A 15,839-nucleotide genomic window follows, 5' to 3' on the forward strand; every position below is an offset into this window, starting at 1 on the left:
AGGACACCAGCAAAACCCGAGATCATGTAAGCAGCTGTAGACGCTTACTTGGTCTCGGGTTTTTCGTTATTGGATCGGTGTAATTTCTCAGCCGCTTGTTGCGCGCGGCGTTGTTTAAAAAAATCCTTTAATTGCTGCGCACAGCTATCTGCTAGTACACCACCTATAACCTCAACCTGATGATTCATACTGCTGTGGTTTACTACTTGGATGGCGCTACCCGTTGCGCCTGTACGCGGATCGCTGGCGCCAAACACGAGAGTTTTGATGCGGGCATGAGTGATCAGCCCAGCACACATTGCGCAGGGCTCTAGGGTCACATATAAAGTCGTGTCTACCAGGCGATAATTATTTAGTTTTTGACCAGCTGCGCGAATCGCCATCACTTCTGCATGGGCGGATGGATCGTGCAAATGAATCACTCGGTTAAAGCCTTCACCGATGATTTCACCTTGTTGTACTAAGACAGCCCCCACGGGGACTTCACCCAAGGCTTGAGCCTGCTCGGCTAGTTGGCGTGCACGTTGCATAAAATGCTGGTGCTGTTGGTTGGAGTCGAGCATAGATAGAAAGACGCTTCGTTGTAAAATGATGGTCTATCATAAAAAAAAGCCCCCGCAGATGCGAGGGCTTGTTTCAACTATAGCGTTATTAGGCTTAGAAATCGTATTTAAAGCCTAAACGGATGCTCCACAATGATGGTGCACCTGAACGACCTTGTACGCCGTCAATACGTGAGCTCAATGACTCAAATACATATTGGTTTTGGTCGTTAATTGATACGTTAGCTACGCCAATTGAACGAGGGAAGCTTGCTTCATACAACACGCCCCAATCATCGTTTAACAGGTTAGTTAAGTTATCAACCACAAAGTACAGGCTTGATTTGTGACCATCGGCAAAACCAGGTAGGTCTTGTTCGAATTTGAAGTCAACTTTGTGCCACCAGCTGCTGTAGAACTCGTTACGAGGTGCAATACCACCAGCGTACTTGTCTAAGCCAGCTTCTTCGATAAAGGCAAAGAATTTGTCAGTATCAAAGCCAGCAGCAAAGATTGCATTCGGGTCAGTTAAACCAGTTGGTACGTATAACAATGCACGAGCAGAGCTAGTGATATCACCGAACACGTTACCGTTCATAGTGTAGCTGTACGGACGACCTTTGTTAGCGCTACCGAATAAGCTGAACTTAGTATCGTAACCATCTAACCACTCAGTGGTGTAGGTAGCACGGAAAGTAAAGCGGTGTGGAATTTCGTAGTTAGAAGTTGCCACGCCTGGGTTTTGTAAATCAGCAGCCGCTACGTTGGTGTAGTTTGAGTAAGCTACCGAGCTGGTCATTGGGTTAACGTCTTCAGCTTTGTTCCAAGCGTAAGCCAAGGTCCAGTCTAAACCAAAGTCATGGGATTTGCTTACCGCCAATGACAATGAGGTTTGCTTACCAGAGTCACCATCAACGTTGGTTAACAAGAAGGCATCAGAGCCTGAACCAGCATAGATTGGACGACCGTCTGGAGCTGTATCCACTTGCGTACGGCGTAAGTCTTTGATGATTGCAGCATTGTCTTTTTCAGTGTGCAACAAGTCAGCCATGAAAACATAGCCGTTATCAAAGGCGTAGGTGGCACCAATGGCATATTTCCATTCTTTAGGTAATTCAAAGTTAGGATCTAATGCGTTAACCGGGCCAACACCAGCAGCGTTTGCTACTTCGTCATACATGGACTGTGGAATGTCGATTAATGGATTACCAGAGCCAGTGTGAGGGATATCAAACAGGCTGCCACCATTTAAGAACAGGTTTGATTCGTACAAGCTCACGCCGTTGTTTGAGTAGTTGTTAGACAACCAAACGTTCGGGTTACCGCCAGAATACAAACCAATACCACCACGTACTTCAAGCTCTGGGCTTACTACCCAGTTCACGCCTAAGCGCGGCTGTACTAAACCTTCACCGTCTAAGGTAGCGGTGTTGGCGTAGCCATAAGTGCTTTGGAAGTTAGCGTTCAGCGCTGGCTCATCACTGGTGGTGTACCAGTCATAACGTAAACCAGCAGTTAAGGTTAAATCTTGGTCGATAAAGTAGTATTCATCTTGTGCATACAAGGTGTTTACTGAGTACTTGAATTGACCAGCACCATCATTTGGATCGTTACTACCAGCGGCGTTTTCATAGATCACGCGGCTAGGAGTACCAGCTTCAAAGGCATCGATAGAGGCAAACCGGAACTCACCTTGTGCTTCTTGAATAAACAAGTTGTACACATCGTAACTTTCGCGCTCATAACCGAAGGTGAAAGTATGATCTTCATACAAGTAAGTACCAGCAACTTTGAAGAAAGTTGTGTCGTAGTACAACTTGTTGGCATGACGAGAATCGTCAGCACCAAGATAAATGGTGTTGCCATTGTGGCTAATTTGAACTTCACCTACTTCAGTACCGCCAAGTGGGTCAACGCGAGCGTCTAACTCAGAGTAACCAGCACGAATTTCGGTAGAGAAGTTGTAGGTCCAGTCTGAGTACAACTGTGCTACATAAGAAGTGAATTTAGAACCGCGCTCATAGTAGTGGTTAGAGAATTCTAGTTCGTTGTCATCACCGTCAGACTCAGCGATAGAGTAACCATCGTTGTAGTTGTAGGTAAAGGCCGCACGATGCTGGTCATTAATGTACCAGTCTAATTTCGCTAAGAACTTCTCGTCTTCTACTGGAATGCTAGCTGGGAAACCGCCTGGCTCGAAGCCGTAAACATCACGGGCGATGTTAGCAATTCGGTCAAGATCTGCTTGCGTAACGCCTAGTACTGGCGTGGCTGCAGAGCCATCTTCTGGGCCGCGATCGAACGTATCAGCGCCTTCTAGTTTTTCATAAGCAATGAAGGCGAAAAGTTTATCATCAATTAACGCGCCACCACCGTTGAAACCGTAACGACGTTCGTTGAAAGCACCCACGTTAATCGAGTCACCTTCAAGCTTATCGCCTTGCAGGCTGTCGTTGGTGTAATCAAAGAAAACGCTACCAAATAGCTCGTTTTCACCTGATTTGGTTACGGCGTTGATGTTACACGCAGTAAAACCACCGTATTGCACGTTAAAAGGAGCTAACTCTACTGCTACCTGCTCAATAGCATCATAAGAGAAAGGCATCCGCTCGGTAGGGTAACCGCTTGAATTCAAACCAAAGTTATCGTTCATGCGCACGCCGTCAACAGTCAAGCTGTTGAAACGCGGGTTAGCACCGGCGCACTGAATGTCACGTGCGTTGGTTTCGTTGATATAGATACGCGGGTCATTACGTACAATATCTTTGATATCACGGTTTACTGTAGGAGCGCTTTGCAAATCAGCTAGGCTGAAGGTTGCAGTTGGACCATTAGTACCAGAAGTCGTAGTGAGTTGCGAACCCGTTACAGCAATACGTTCTACGGACTGCTGCGGCACTGCCACGCTTAAGTTTTCGGTCTCGCCCAAGGTTAAGAAGACGTTCTCAATAACCTCGCTGTTACCCATCGCATCGGTCACAGTTAACGTGTATGGACCACCTACGGCAAGGCCGCGGGCAGAGAACAATCCATTGTCGTTAGCTGAAAGTGTACTAGTAGTACCGGTGCGTTCATCCTTTAACGTTACCGTTGCATTGGCGATAGCTTGTCCGGTTGCTTCGCTCGTTACCACACCACGAATACTTGATGTAGTTTCTTGCGCAATGGCCGCTGAGGAAATCCCGATAGCCAAGGCAACTGCGGCGGCTATACGGCTGGGTTTACTATTGAACATGATGTTGTTTCCCTAGTTGTGTTAAACAAACAGTTTTATCAATAAAAAAGTTGGGTTGCGAAGTGTAGGTAATAACTATGACAAATTGATGACTTTGTCGTTTAAAAAAAGCCCCCGCATTGCTGCGAGGGCTTCTGTATTGCTAAATTAGAAACGATAGCGAACACCAATCTTGGCCTGCCATGATGAGCGAGTAGGCTCATAACGGGTAGGCGATTGGTTCAATACGTCCCAGCCGTCGCCACTGTTATATGGCTGACCATAAACGTAACGGCCTTGATCGTCGATATTAACAGAGGCGATTTGACGCGCGTTATCACCGTAAGGTAAGACGTGCTTTTGGCCTGCATCTTTATCGAACAGAGCAATCAGGTTACGAACGTTGATGTAGAACTCGCCCTTATGGCCGTCAACAAAACCTGGAATCTCTTGCGAGAATTTAAAGTCTAGGTTGGTGGTCCACGGAGCACGACGGGTGTTACGTGGAGCGTAACCGCCAGCATATTGGTCAAGACCAGTTTCTGCTAAGTAACCAGCAAAAGTGTCATAGTCTAAACCGCCGGTGTATACCACGTTCGGGTCATCGGCACCTGTTGGAATGTACGGCAAGTAACGAGCAGTACTTTCGAAGGTTGATTGGTCACCAAACTTGTTGAAGCGGAAAGTGTCTAGCACATAACCCCATGGACGACCTGAGTAACGTTCCCAGAACAAGCCAAAGGTAGAGGTGTAGCCACTGAACAATTCAGTTTTGTAGGTGATATCGGCCATCAAACGGTGTTCAACCATGTACGATGCAGTACCGGCTTCAACATTGTTCGGGTCGATAGCAACTGGGTAACGGAAGTTAGATACCGCAGTGCTTGAACTACCTGCTACTGCTTCTTGTACGTCTTGGTTGGTGTAGCTAGTACGTAAGCTTAAACCGTTGTCCCAAGCTTTACCAAGAGTTGCAGTAAAGATACGGCTGTTACCACCGTCACCATTGGTCAACATCAGGTCATAACGCTCAACGCCGTTATCATCGCCTGGAGCCATTGGTTCGTGGTCATCTAATGGATCGTCAACAACATAAATTGGACGGCCGCCGTCAGCAGTAGTTACCGGGTTACCGTTTTCGTCAAGTAATTGACGACGCGCTAAATCTACCCACTGCACGTCATCTTTACGACGGCTGTAGATGTATTCTGCACTCGCAAACCACTCTTCTCCCATGAATGGGATATCGAAGCTTTCGAAATCAACTGCTAAGCTGGCGCGCCAGTCGGTTGGTAACTCGAAGTTTGGATCGATAGCATTTACGTAACCGTCTTGAGTTAATGATTGTTGTACTAACTCAGGAACAGTCGTTGGGTCTACGTTGTTGCTGTAAACCGAAGATGGCAAACTGCTGGTATTGAACTGCGAGAATGCCATACCGCTGTTGGTATACGAGTTGGATACCCATACGTTTGGACGACCACCGCCGTAACGACCGAAGCCACCACGTACTTTGATATCGTCAGCTGCTTGGTATTTGAAACCAAAGCGCGGCAAAATTAAGTCTTTACCGTCTAAGTTTTCAGTGTTGGCGAAGCCATAACGCTCAGCGAACAATGGGTTATAAGTTGGCTTATCTTTTGCGAAAATACGCTCGTAACGCACACCAAACGTTAACTCAAGATCCCAAGTAGGAGCCCAAGTGTCTTGCAGGTATAGCGCTTGATAACCTTGAGTAAAGTCAGCAGCAGCGTCGTTTACGTCACCGGTTAAGCTGCCCGCGTAATAGAAACGGTTAGCAGTTTTGTTACGGAAGTTATCTAGGCTCCAGAATTCCCATGAACCCAACGCGTTCTGTACGAACAAGTTGTAGATATCAGTAGAAGAGTACTGGTAACCAAATGACAACGCGTGGTCGCCAATTAAGTATTCACCGTTTAATTGCAATTCTAGGGTGCTGTTTTCACCATAGTTAGCGTGGCGTGAGTAGTCAGGACCAAAAGTGATTTCGTTACGGTCGCCATCTACTTGGACAGTAACAGAACCCATGGTGCGGCCGTTCATTGGCTCTTGCAAAGCTTCAACATCTTTGTACGACAATTTCATGTCAGTTGAGAAGTTAGAGCTCCAGTTTGAGTACAGCTGCAACGCGTAAGCATTTAAGGTTTGCTCGTTGTTGTACCAGCTAGAAGATAAAGCTAATGAGCTATCGCTACCGTAATGGCCACGAATTGAGTTACCTTTGGTAGCCTGATAAGTAAAGGCTGCACGGTGCTCATTGCTGATGTTCCAGTCTAATTTCAACAACAATTTTTCGTCGTCTTCTTCAGCTGGCATGTTCCAGTCGCCAAGTTGGCTATCGGTTAAGCCGTATACGTCACGAGCGATAGATAAAACTTCTTCTAAAGCTTCTTGAGATACATTGGCAATGTTAGATGCATTTGAGCCGATAGGACCACGATACGGGCTTTCTGATTCGCTCGATTTTTCGTAGTTAGCGTAGAAGAATAAGGTGTCTTCGATGATTGGACCGCCGATACCGATACCGTAGGTTTTCTCATCATAATCTACGTTTGGTACGCCAGAGCCTGGCTCATAAATAGATTCGCTAGGGTTACCAGCTAAAGAATCGCTAGTGTACTGAACGAATACGGAACCTTTTAATTCGTTGGTACCAGATTTGGTTACCGCGTTAACTTTAGCACCAGTAAAGTTGCTTTCTTTTGCGCTAAACGGCATCACATCAACGTTAATTTGTGCAATAGCGTCGATTGAAATAGGTGAACCTTGGGTTGGGTAACCGTTGTTGTTCAAACCGAAATCATCGTTCTGGCCGATACCGTCGATAGTGATTGAGTTGTATTTTGGGTTGTTACCAGCAACAACTAATTGGTCGCCGTCGCCAAGCTGAGTGGCTAATGGGTTCAAACGAACGATTTCTTTTAAGTCACGGCCGTAAGTAGGCAGTGATTCAATTTGTTCTTGACCAAACGAGCTTGAAGAACCGTTGTTCATTGAAGCATAGTTGATGGCGCGACCAGTAACGCTGATACGCTCAGCAGCTTGAGTCTCAAGTTGCGCATTCAAACGGTAAGTTTCGCCTAATTTCAGGTAAACTTCTTCGTAGGTGGCGTCACGGTATACGTCTGAGTCTAAGGTTACACGGTAAGGACCGCCAACACGCAGACCACTGGCAATAAATGAACCTGATTCGTCAGTCGTTACTTCTAAACGACTGCCTGAAGGCATGTGTTCGATTACTACTTTGGTGTTGGCTGCGCCAGCACCTTGTGGACCGACAATAGAACCACGCATTGCTGCAGAGGTATCTTGTGCAATAGCAGTTGCTGAGACTAAGCCCAATGCAACGGCGATAGCACTGGCGGTGCGTGTTAATCGCATAGATGTACTCATCTTTATTTCCTGGGTTGGTTGCTTTTAATAAAAATCGAGTTAAGGCATAACCGCTTGTTTTGACGCCTTAATGACATTCGTGCGCATTTATAGCACGCAGATATGTCAAAAATGTGACAATATTTTACGCAATTTTCTTTTCAATTGCATCGTTAAATTAGAACCTTTATTGTTTTTATTTGTCTCAGTTCTCCCACTAACGGAAATCATCAAGTGAAAAAGTCAATCTTAGTGCCTGTTATAGCGGCATTTGCAGTAGTTTTGACCGGATGTGATATGGCCAAACCAGAACCTGTTGAACCGGTAAGCTTACGCGTGGCAACCTTCAATGTCAGTATGGATGCTTCCAATTATCTACCGAACGACAAATTGGTCGCGGAAGGGGCCGGTGCATTAACCCATGCGCTTGCTGCCCAACATCCACAAATTCAAGCAATAGCCGAGATCATTCAACATGTTCGGCCTGATATTTTGGTACTCAATGAATTTGACTATGTGCCAGCTGAGCAAGGCATAGAGGTATTCTTAAAAGACTATCTGGCGCATAGCCAGCGTGGTGAGTCTCCGATCGATTATCCATACTATTTCATTGCCCCAGTGAATACCGGTGAACCAAGCCCCTTTGACTTGGATCAAGATGGCCATGCTAGCGGTGTAGGCAACGATGCTTGGGCGTATGGCAATTATCCAGGACAATACGGGATGGTGGTGCTGTCAAAGTATCCTCTTGCGGATGATGCGATTCGTACGTTTCGCAATTTCAAATGGAAGGATATGCCGGGCGCGCTGCAGCCGCTTAAACCCGGAACTCAAGAATCTTGGTACCCAGCCGAAGCTTGGCAAGAGTTTCCGTTAAGCTCGAAGTCTCATTGGGATGTGCCGGTTATGGTCGGTGATTTTGCGTTGCACCTATTGGTGAGCCATCCTACGCCGCCGGTGTTCGACGGGCCTGAAGATCGAAACGGCCGTCGCAATCATGACGAAATCAGATTCTGGGCTGATTACCTCCAGCCGCACCTCAGTGATTACATCTACGACGATCAGGGTCGCAGCGGCGGTTTAGCTCCACAACAGCGGTTTGTGGTAGCGGGCGATTTAAATGCGTCAGTGGAGAGCACCGATAATTATCCTGGCACTATTGCGCAGCTGTTGCAGCACCCGGCGGTTCAAGCAGAGCCCACGCCAACCAGTGCTGGCGGCAGCGCTCACACCCCGAACAATCCTCATGCCGCAACTCATACGGCCGGATGGCGTAAGCGCGCTGATTACGTGCTGCCATCAGTTTACGGTACGCGGGTAATTCAAAGTGGCGTGTTTTGGCCGACAGTAGGACAACCCAAGGCAGATTTAGTGAGTGAACGGCAACGCTCTTCAGACCATCGATTAGTTTGGGTGGATCTGCAACTTATTGCCGCAGAATGAAATAAATGTCATCTATTTGCAGCATTTTCATAAAAGTGTCATAAAGTATCTGAATAATTGGCGCTGTTGGAAAATAACAGGTAACGCACATGTCTAGAAAGATACTGATTGTTGAAGATGAAGCTCCGATTCGCGAGATGCTGAGCTTCGTCATGGAGCAGCACGGCTATCAAGCTGTGGAGGCGGGTGACTACCAAACAGCCCTAGAAAAAGTGGTTGAGCCCTTCCCTGATATGATTTTGCTGGATTGGATGATTCCTGGTGGGTCTGGTATTCAGTTAGCGAAAAAGCTAAAAGGCGATGATTTTACCCGCTCGATCCCGATCATCATGCTAACGGCACGAGGCGAAGAAGAAGATAAAGTACGTGGGTTAGAGGTGGGTGCCGATGACTACATGACTAAACCTTTCTCGCCAAAAGAGTTAATGGCCCGCATGCGGGCGGTGTTCCGCCGTGTCGCGCCAACTGCGTTAGATGAGCCGCTCGAGGTAGAACATTTGAAGTTAGACCCAGTATCGCATCGCGTGAGTGCTTTTAATGACCGTTTAGAAATGGGCCCCACCGAGTTTAAATTACTGCACTTTTTTATGACTCATCCAGAACGGGTTTATAGCCGTGAGCAACTGCTAGACCATGTGTGGGGCACCAACGTTTATGTCGAAGACAGAACCGTTGATGTGCATATACGACGTTTGCGCAAAGCGTTAGAATTGCATGGTCATGATCGCCTCATTCAAACCGTACGGGGCGTCGGTTATCGGTTTTCAAAAAACTAAACAGCGATAAACAAGCGGATGCGCACCAATGGATAGACGCTACTCGGTTTTCTTTATTCTACGGGGCTTACTGTGGTATGTGCTGCCGTTAGCGGTCGTTGGTGCGTTGTTTGATGTGTTTTGGCCATTGATGGCCATCGCTTTGTTTATGCTGGTGGCTTGGCATTATTATTATCAATACAAATTGGTGGATTGGCTGTGGCATCGACGCACCTTGTTACCGCCAAATGCTCCCGGCAGCTGGAGCTATATCTACGATGGCATTTATCGAACCCAGCGTCGTAGTCAGCAACGCCGCCGCGCCCTCGCTAGGTTACTGCGCCGTTTTCGTGAAGCCTCAGAAGCCATACCCGATGCTGCTATAGTGTTTCGTAAAGATGGTAGCCTCATTTGGTGTAACAAGTTAGCGCAATTCTATTTCGGCCTGAAATGGCCGGCCGATACCGGTATCCGTTTACCTAACTTAATTCGTCATCCTGAGTTTGTTGCTTATTTGCAAGCAGGCAAGTTCAACGAAGATATGCACCTTGCCTCGCCTGTTCGTGAAGAAGTTGAGTTAGAAGTTCGCATCATGCCGTACAGTGATGATCAGTACTTACTGATGGCGCGCGATGTAACTCAAATTAAGCGCTTAGAACAGATGCGTAAAGAATTTGTCGCAAACGTATCGCACGAACTAAAAACGCCACTGACCGTATTGCAAGGTTATCTCGAGATGCTTGAGCAACCAGAGGCAATGCCGCCAGCCATGCTTAGTAAAGCTGTACGAGACATGGACGCGCAAAGTACGCGCATGCGCAACCTAGTTGACCAATTGTTATCGATGTCGCGCTTAGATGTTCATCGGACGGATATTTTTGAGCGCAAAGTGGATGTTCCAGCCATTTTTCGGCAGCTAAAACTCGATGCCGAACGTCTTAATCAAGACAAGCAGCACAGCATCGAATTTGATATCGCAGAGGTGAGCATGTTTGGCATTGATGATGAGATGCGCAGCGCCTTTGCCAATCTAGTCACCAATGCTATTCATTACACCCCACCGGGCGGGCACATCAAAGTGCGTTGGCAGCCAGTGGCTAACAGCATGGAGTTTAGTGTTACTGATAATGGTCCTGGGATTGGTGGTGAACATATCCCGCGTTTAACCGAGCGCTTTTATCGAGTAGACAAAGATCGTAATAGCAAAAAGGGTGGTTCAGGGCTAGGTTTAGCCATAGTGCAGCAAGTGCTTGAGCATCATCACAGTAAGCTTCAAATAGATTCGCAGCTAGGGCGAGGGTCTAAGTTCTGGTTTCGGATTTCAGAAGAGCTTGTCATAAAATCATCATAATTTCGTCATACTTGTCATTAAACTGTCACATTGACGACTTAAACTCTCCGGTATGAACTCAATAAACGAGTCTGACTTAGGTCGACTATGATGAATACAAGACAACTCTCGGAGTTATTATGAAGCTTAAATCTGCAATGATTGCCCTCAGCCTTAGCGCTGTAGTGAGTGCTGGAGCTTACGCACAAAAAGCCACAGATAATCTGCCTGAATATGAAAAAGTAAGTGGCCTATCAGGCAACTTATCATCGGTAGGGTCAGATACGTTGGCGAACATGATGACCTTTTGGTCGGAAGAGTTTAAGCGCATGTACCCTAATGTAAACATGCAAATTCAAGCGGCCGGATCTTCTACTGCACCACCAGCGCTGACTGAAGGTACTTCAAACTTTGGCCCTATGAGCCGTGCTATGAAGGCGAAAGAAATCGAGGCCTTTGAAAAACGTCATGGCTACAAGCCAACCCCAGTGCGCGTTGCTATCGATGCGCTAGCGGTGTTTGCGCACAAAGATAACCCGATTGAAGGTTTAACTATTGCTCAAGTTGATGCGATTTTCTCAAGCACTCGTTTATGTGGTGCCAACGAAGAAGTTCGCCGTTGGGGCGACCTAGGTTTAACTGGCAGCTGGGTGAACCGTGATTTGCAAATTTACGGTCGTAACTCAGTATCGGGAACCTACGGCTACTTCAAAGAGGTTGCCTTATGTGATGGCGACTTCCGCAATAACGTTAATGAGCAACCAGGTTCTGCGTCGGTAGTACAATCGGTATCAACATCGCTTAATGCCATTGGCTACTCAGGTATTGGTTACATGACCTCTGGTGTTAAAACGGTGCCTTTAGCTGTTGAAGAAGGCAGCGAATATGTGGATGCAACCACTGAAAATGCATTAGCCGGTAAATATCCGTTAGCACGCTTCTTGTATGTTTATGTCAACAAGCATCCAAACAAGCCGCTTGACCCAGCAACCGCCGAATTCTTAAAAATGGTTCTATCTAAGCAAGGCCAAGAAATCGTTGATAAAGACGGGTACATTCCAGTACCACGTGTGGTGGTAGAGCAAGAACTTGAGCGTTTAGGCTTAAATTAAGCATTGCCCAAAAATCCCTCAGCCAAGGCTGGGGGATTTTTTTATGTCCGTAACAAAACTCCCTTTTAAATGGAAAGGTTACGCATGATGGGTTGCTGCAGAGAGATTAACGTTTCAGTGGCTTGAACTTCCGCGATGGCCTGAATTTTATTGATCAATAAATCTTGCAGTTCGCTGATGGATGGCACCATCACTTTAATAAAAATACTGTATTGGCCTGTGGTGTAGTGCGCTTCCACCACCTCCGGTAAAGCCTGTAATTGCTTTAATGCGCTTGGGTAATCGCCTGCTTTAGCTAAATTAATACCAATAAAGCAACAAACATCAAAGCCCAACTGTTTGGCATTAACATGCACGTGAGTGCCACTAATAATGCCGGCTTGGCGCATTTTTTCAACGCGTACGTGCACCGTTGCAGGGCTCACCTGTTGCTGCTTAGCGATTTCCGCATAACTGGTTTTGGCGTTCTGTTGCAAAGTACGCAAGATGTCTTTGTCTAAATTGTCGATCATTTATTTGGCTCTTAGTTAAAGTATGCAATATTAGATAATATCTATTAAAAATGGCTTTTAATCAATGCTATCTATCACCTAATGCAACTTTGATTAAAGGCTATTGAGCTTTGTGAGTTTTGTGGTGATTATTGTTTACCTCTCTCATACTTAGCCGAAGGGTTAATGTAACTAGGATAAATAAAATGACCGGATATTCAGAACAACTCAAATTACAACAGCAAATTGCTAAGCTATATGCCTCTATCACAACTGCATTGGCGCAAAGCTTAAGTTTAACTGAAGTGCAGGCGCCGCTGATGGTTGCTAGTGGCTCTGGCTTGCAAGATAACCTCAGTGGGATTGAGCAGCCGGTGCGGGTCTTTGTGAAAGCGCAACAGCAAGATTACGAGGTAGTGCACTCCCTAGCCAAATGGAAGCGTAGTGTGTTAGCGCTACTCGAGTGCCCGGTTGGTACCGGCATCCTAGCTGATATGAAGGCCTTAAGGCCGGACGAAGAGGCGCTGACAGCGCGGCATTCAGTGTTGGTCGAACAATGGGATTGGGAGCAGGTGATCCTGCCACAGCAGCGTTGTGTTGCTTATTTACAGCAGTGTGTGCAACACATCTATCAGGTGTTACGCAAGGCGCATCAGGCGTTTGCACCCAGCCCGATAAGTCTGCCCGAACAGGTCACGTTCATTCATGCAGAGCAGCTCCGCCAAGCCTATCCGCAGTTAGCACCGAAGGCCCGCGAGCGAGCTATCACGCAGCAACATCAGGTGGTGTTTATTATGGGAATAGGCACCACTTTAGGTGATGGTAGTCAGCATGATAAGCGCGCTCCAGATTACGATGACTGGAGTACGGTCGCCAAAGATAGCCAAGGCTTGGCTGGGCTTAACGGTGATTTATTGGTGTGGCATCCACAGCTAGATGATGCGTTAGAATTATCATCGATGGGAATACGGGTGGATGCTAGCGCGTTGCAGCAGCAGTTAAGCCTGCACAGTTGTGAAGAGTATGCGCAGCAGGCTTGGCATCAACAACTGTTGCAAGGTGCTTTACCCTTGTCCATTGGCGGCGGTATCGGACGTTCTCGCGTAGCCATGTGGATTTTACAGCAGCATCATATCAGTGCGGTGCAGGCTCCAGCTATTGAACTGCTGCCGTTATGCGGTACCCAGGCTGCATGACAGAAAAGTGTCAGTTATATGACAGCGCTGTAACATAACTGTCATAGAAGCCGTCTATACTATGTCGTAGATAAAAATGGTAGTTAACCTAAATCAACGAGGCAGCAATGGCGGCATCACCACGCGGACAGTTGGGAGCCAGTAATGTGCGTTTATTTAAAGACCGAGCAGCACGCTGGGGGGTAACCTTTGGTGGCGGCTTGGTGTTAATCGCACTTCTCCTAATTTTCTTTTATCTCTTGTATGTAGTCGAGCCCATTTTCCGTGGGGTTGATATAGAACAACAGCAGTCTTTTGCAATTCCTGGCCAAGGCGAAACCGTGGCAATGGGCATGGAAGAACAATCTGAAATAGGCTATCGCTTTGATAACCTGGGCGGCTTGAGCTTCTTTGCGTTAAAGCAAAAACCAGGTACTGATTGGCAGCCAGGGCAAGTGTTGTTGCAGCAGCAGGTGGCGGAGCAGCCCACCGCCTTTGCGGCAACACAGCCACAGAATAAGCGTTACGTCTACGCTGTTGCCGATGGCAAGGCTCGCGTCATCGAGCCGAAATTTCGTACCCAATTCAATAATGGCCGTCGCTTAACCACTCCGGTCGTTGATTTTGCCAATGACGGTGAGTTGTATCAGGTAGATCCGCAAGGGCGGCAGCTACAGCAAATTGCCTATGAGTACGACGGCGATTCATCGCTGTTTGCAGCGGTCACCTCAGATAATGTAGTGGTCGTTAATTACTTACAAGCCACCAAGAGCTTCTTGACGGGGGCAGTAGAGTTAAAAGCAAAAGTGAGTGAATTACCAACCACAGGTAACGTAGATAACCTGGTGGTAACGCCCGATTTGCGCCAAGTATTTGTGCGCCAAGGCAACCGTTTTGCGGTTTATGATGTGTCGCGCACTGGTAGCGTGAGTGAGCGTCAAGTGCTCAATGTTGATAAACGGCGTTACGGTGCTATCACCAGCATGCAGTTACTAGCTGGTGCTAGTTCTGTGTTATTTGGCCATGACCAGGGGTTAATTACCCAGTGGTTTGAAGTGGCTGGAGAAAATGGACGTCAGTATCAATACATTCGCGAATTTAAGGCCGGCAATAGTGCTATTACCGGTTTGGTTGCTGAGTATTATCGTCGTACTTTTTATGCGCTCAATAGCGAGGGACAAGTTGGCGTCTTCCATACCACCTCGCAAGCGGACCTTTATTTAGCAAAACCAGAACAGTTGCATGCTGAACAGCTGGTGATAGATCCTCGAGCAAACACCTTGCTGATGCAAAGTGGCAACCAACTGCACAGCTTTAAACTCGATAACGAGCACCCTGAGGTGAGTTGGAGCGGAGTCTGGCAAGAGGTGTGGTACGAAGGTTACCCAGAGCCGCAGTATGTGTGGCAATCCACCTCAGGCTCAGATGACTTTGAGCCTAAGTTTAGCTTGGTTCCTATTTCTTTCGGTACCATCAAAGCCGCTGCCTATGCGATGTTATTTGCCGTACCTATTGGTTTAGCAGCCGCCGTCTACACCGCCTATTTTATGTCGCCTGGGGTGCGCAAAGTAGTGAAGCCCACGGTTGAAATCATGGAAGCGTTACCCACGGTTATCTTGGGCTTCTTAGCAGGGTTATGGCTAGCGCCGCTCATTGAGACTTATTTGCCGGGTATTGTGGCGACCCTGATTTTAATTCCTACATCGATTATTTTAATGGCGTTAATCAGCTCCAACTTACCTAAAGCATGGCGCAGCAAGTTTACCGATGGCAGTGCTGCCTTAGTGCTGATTCCGGTGGTGCTCTTAGCTGGTTGGTTATCATTTGAATTATCGCCATGGATAGAGTCCACCTTGTTTGGTGGTAACGTGCGCCAATACATCACCAACGAGTTAGGCATCACGTTTGATCAGCGCAACTCGCTTGTTGTGGGTATCGCCATGGGCTTTGCTGTGATTCCAACGATTTTCTCGATTGCCGAAGATGCGGTGTTCAGTGTTCCTAAGCACCTGTCTAATGGTTCGTTAGCCCTAGGTGCAACCACCTGGCAAACCCTCACCAAAGTCGTGTTGTTAACTGCCAGCCCAGGTATTTTCTCGGCGGTCATGATGGGCTTAGGACGCGCAGTAGGTGAAACCATGATTGTGTTAATGGCAACCGGTAACACGCCCATCATGGATTGGAACATCTTTGAAGGAATGCGCACCTTGTCGGCCAACATTGCGGTAGAAATGCCAGAGTCTGAAGTAGGTAGTTCGCACTATCGCATCTTATTCTTGGCGGCATTTGTGTTATTCATTTTCACCTTCGCGTTTAACACGGTGGCAGAGCTCGTGCGCCAGCGGTTACGCGATAAATACAGTTCAATGTAAGTATGAGGATTT

10 protein-coding genes are annotated in these 15,839 nt (G+C 47.2%); 6 read left to right on the forward strand and 4 right to left on the reverse strand.

Annotated features, from left to right (window positions below; all coding sequences use genetic code 11):
• Window positions 1-44: 44 nt before the first annotated feature.
• From tadA to KGF88_RS00715, 3 genes are all read right to left on the reverse strand, one after another.
• Window positions 45-563, reverse strand: a complete 519-nt coding sequence (gene tadA / locus KGF88_RS00705; RefSeq protein WP_153826180.1) for a tRNA adenosine(34) deaminase TadA — start codon at window positions 561-563, stop codon at window positions 45-47.
• A 94-nt stretch (window positions 564-657) separates the two neighbouring features.
• Window positions 658-3,777 (reverse strand): TonB-dependent receptor, encoded by a 3,120-nt coding sequence (locus KGF88_RS00710; RefSeq protein WP_153826179.1) that lies wholly within the window; start codon window positions 3,775-3,777, stop codon window positions 658-660.
• Between the two features lie 147 nt (window positions 3,778-3,924).
• Window positions 3,925-7,170: a TonB-dependent receptor gene (locus KGF88_RS00715; RefSeq protein WP_153826178.1), complete on the reverse strand. Its 3,246-nt coding sequence runs from the start codon at window positions 7,168-7,170 to the stop codon at window positions 3,925-3,927.
• 276 nt (window positions 7,171-7,446) lie between these two features.
• On the opposite strand from KGF88_RS00715, the gene KGF88_RS00720 reads away from it, so the two are divergent.
• The 4 genes from KGF88_RS00720 to KGF88_RS00735 all read left to right on the forward strand — a co-directional run bounded on the left by KGF88_RS00720 (window position 7,447) and on the right by KGF88_RS00735 (window position 11,789).
• On the forward strand, window positions 7,447-8,592 hold the full coding sequence (locus KGF88_RS00720) for an endonuclease/exonuclease/phosphatase family protein (protein WP_153826177.1): 1,146 nt from the start codon (window positions 7,447-7,449) through the stop codon (window positions 8,590-8,592).
• Window positions 8,593-8,681: 89 nt separating this feature from the next.
• Complete coding sequence (gene phoB, locus KGF88_RS00725) at window positions 8,682-9,368, forward strand: phosphate regulon transcriptional regulator PhoB (protein ID WP_110076109.1); 687 nt, start codon at window positions 8,682-8,684, stop codon at window positions 9,366-9,368.
• Window positions 9,369-9,396: 28 nt separating this feature from the next.
• Window positions 9,397-10,698, forward strand: coding sequence for a phosphate regulon sensor histidine kinase PhoR (gene phoR, locus KGF88_RS00730; protein WP_153826176.1), 1,302 nt, complete (start codon window positions 9,397-9,399; stop codon window positions 10,696-10,698).
• 137 nt (window positions 10,699-10,835) lie between these two features.
• Window positions 10,836-11,789 (forward strand): PstS family phosphate ABC transporter substrate-binding protein, encoded by a 954-nt coding sequence (locus KGF88_RS00735; protein ID WP_416380898.1) that lies wholly within the window; start codon window positions 10,836-10,838, stop codon window positions 11,787-11,789.
• Window positions 11,790-11,854: 65 nt separating this feature from the next.
• Here KGF88_RS00735 and asnC read toward each other — a convergent pair whose 3' ends face one another.
• Complete coding sequence (gene asnC, locus KGF88_RS00740) at window positions 11,855-12,301, reverse strand: transcriptional regulator AsnC (protein ID WP_110076112.1); 447 nt, start codon at window positions 12,299-12,301, stop codon at window positions 11,855-11,857.
• 185 nt (window positions 12,302-12,486) lie between these two features.
• Between asnC and asnA the strand changes: the two genes are divergently transcribed.
• Window positions 12,487-13,476, forward strand: a complete 990-nt coding sequence (asnA, locus tag KGF88_RS00745; protein WP_153826174.1) for an aspartate--ammonia ligase — start codon at window positions 12,487-12,489, stop codon at window positions 13,474-13,476.
• Window positions 13,477-13,583: 107 nt separating this feature from the next.
• Window positions 13,584-15,827: an ABC transporter permease subunit gene (locus KGF88_RS00750; RefSeq protein WP_153826173.1), complete on the forward strand. Its 2,244-nt coding sequence runs from the start codon at window positions 13,584-13,586 to the stop codon at window positions 15,825-15,827.
• Window positions 15,828-15,839 lie beyond the last annotated feature (12 nt).

Origin of the sequence: Idiomarina loihiensis (genome assembly GCF_024584785.1) — a bacterium.
Lineage (GTDB): Bacteria > Pseudomonadota > Gammaproteobacteria > Enterobacterales > Alteromonadaceae > Pseudidiomarina > Pseudidiomarina fusca.

Excerpts from the sequence above, each read along its gene's own strand:
- KGF88_RS00710 (WP_153826179.1), bottom strand. The coding sequence starts at position 3,777 with ATGTTCAATAGTAAACCCAGCCGTATAGCCGCCGCAGTTGCCTTGGCT.
- KGF88_RS00735 (WP_416380898.1), top strand. The coding sequence starts at position 10,836 with ATGATTGCCCTCAGCCTTAGCGCTGTAGTGAGTGCTGGAGCTTACGCA.
- KGF88_RS00750 (WP_153826173.1), top strand. The coding sequence starts at position 13,584 with ATGGCGGCATCACCACGCGGACAGTTGGGAGCCAGTAATGTGCGTTTA.
- tadA (WP_153826180.1), bottom strand. The coding sequence starts at position 563 with ATGCTCGACTCCAACCAACAGCACCAGCATTTTATGCAACGTGCACGC.
- KGF88_RS00715 (WP_153826178.1), bottom strand. The coding sequence starts at position 7,170 with ATGAGTACATCTATGCGATTAACACGCACCGCCAGTGCTATCGCCGTT.
- KGF88_RS00720 (WP_153826177.1), top strand. The coding sequence starts at position 7,447 with ATGGCCAAACCAGAACCTGTTGAACCGGTAAGCTTACGCGTGGCAACC.
- phoR (WP_153826176.1), top strand. The coding sequence starts at position 9,397 with ATGGATAGACGCTACTCGGTTTTCTTTATTCTACGGGGCTTACTGTGG.
- asnA (WP_153826174.1), top strand. The coding sequence starts at position 12,487 with ATGACCGGATATTCAGAACAACTCAAATTACAACAGCAAATTGCTAAG.
- phoB (WP_110076109.1), top strand. The coding sequence starts at position 8,682 with ATGTCTAGAAAGATACTGATTGTTGAAGATGAAGCTCCGATTCGCGAG.
- asnC (WP_110076112.1), bottom strand. The coding sequence starts at position 12,301 with ATGATCGACAATTTAGACAAAGACATCTTGCGTACTTTGCAACAGAAC.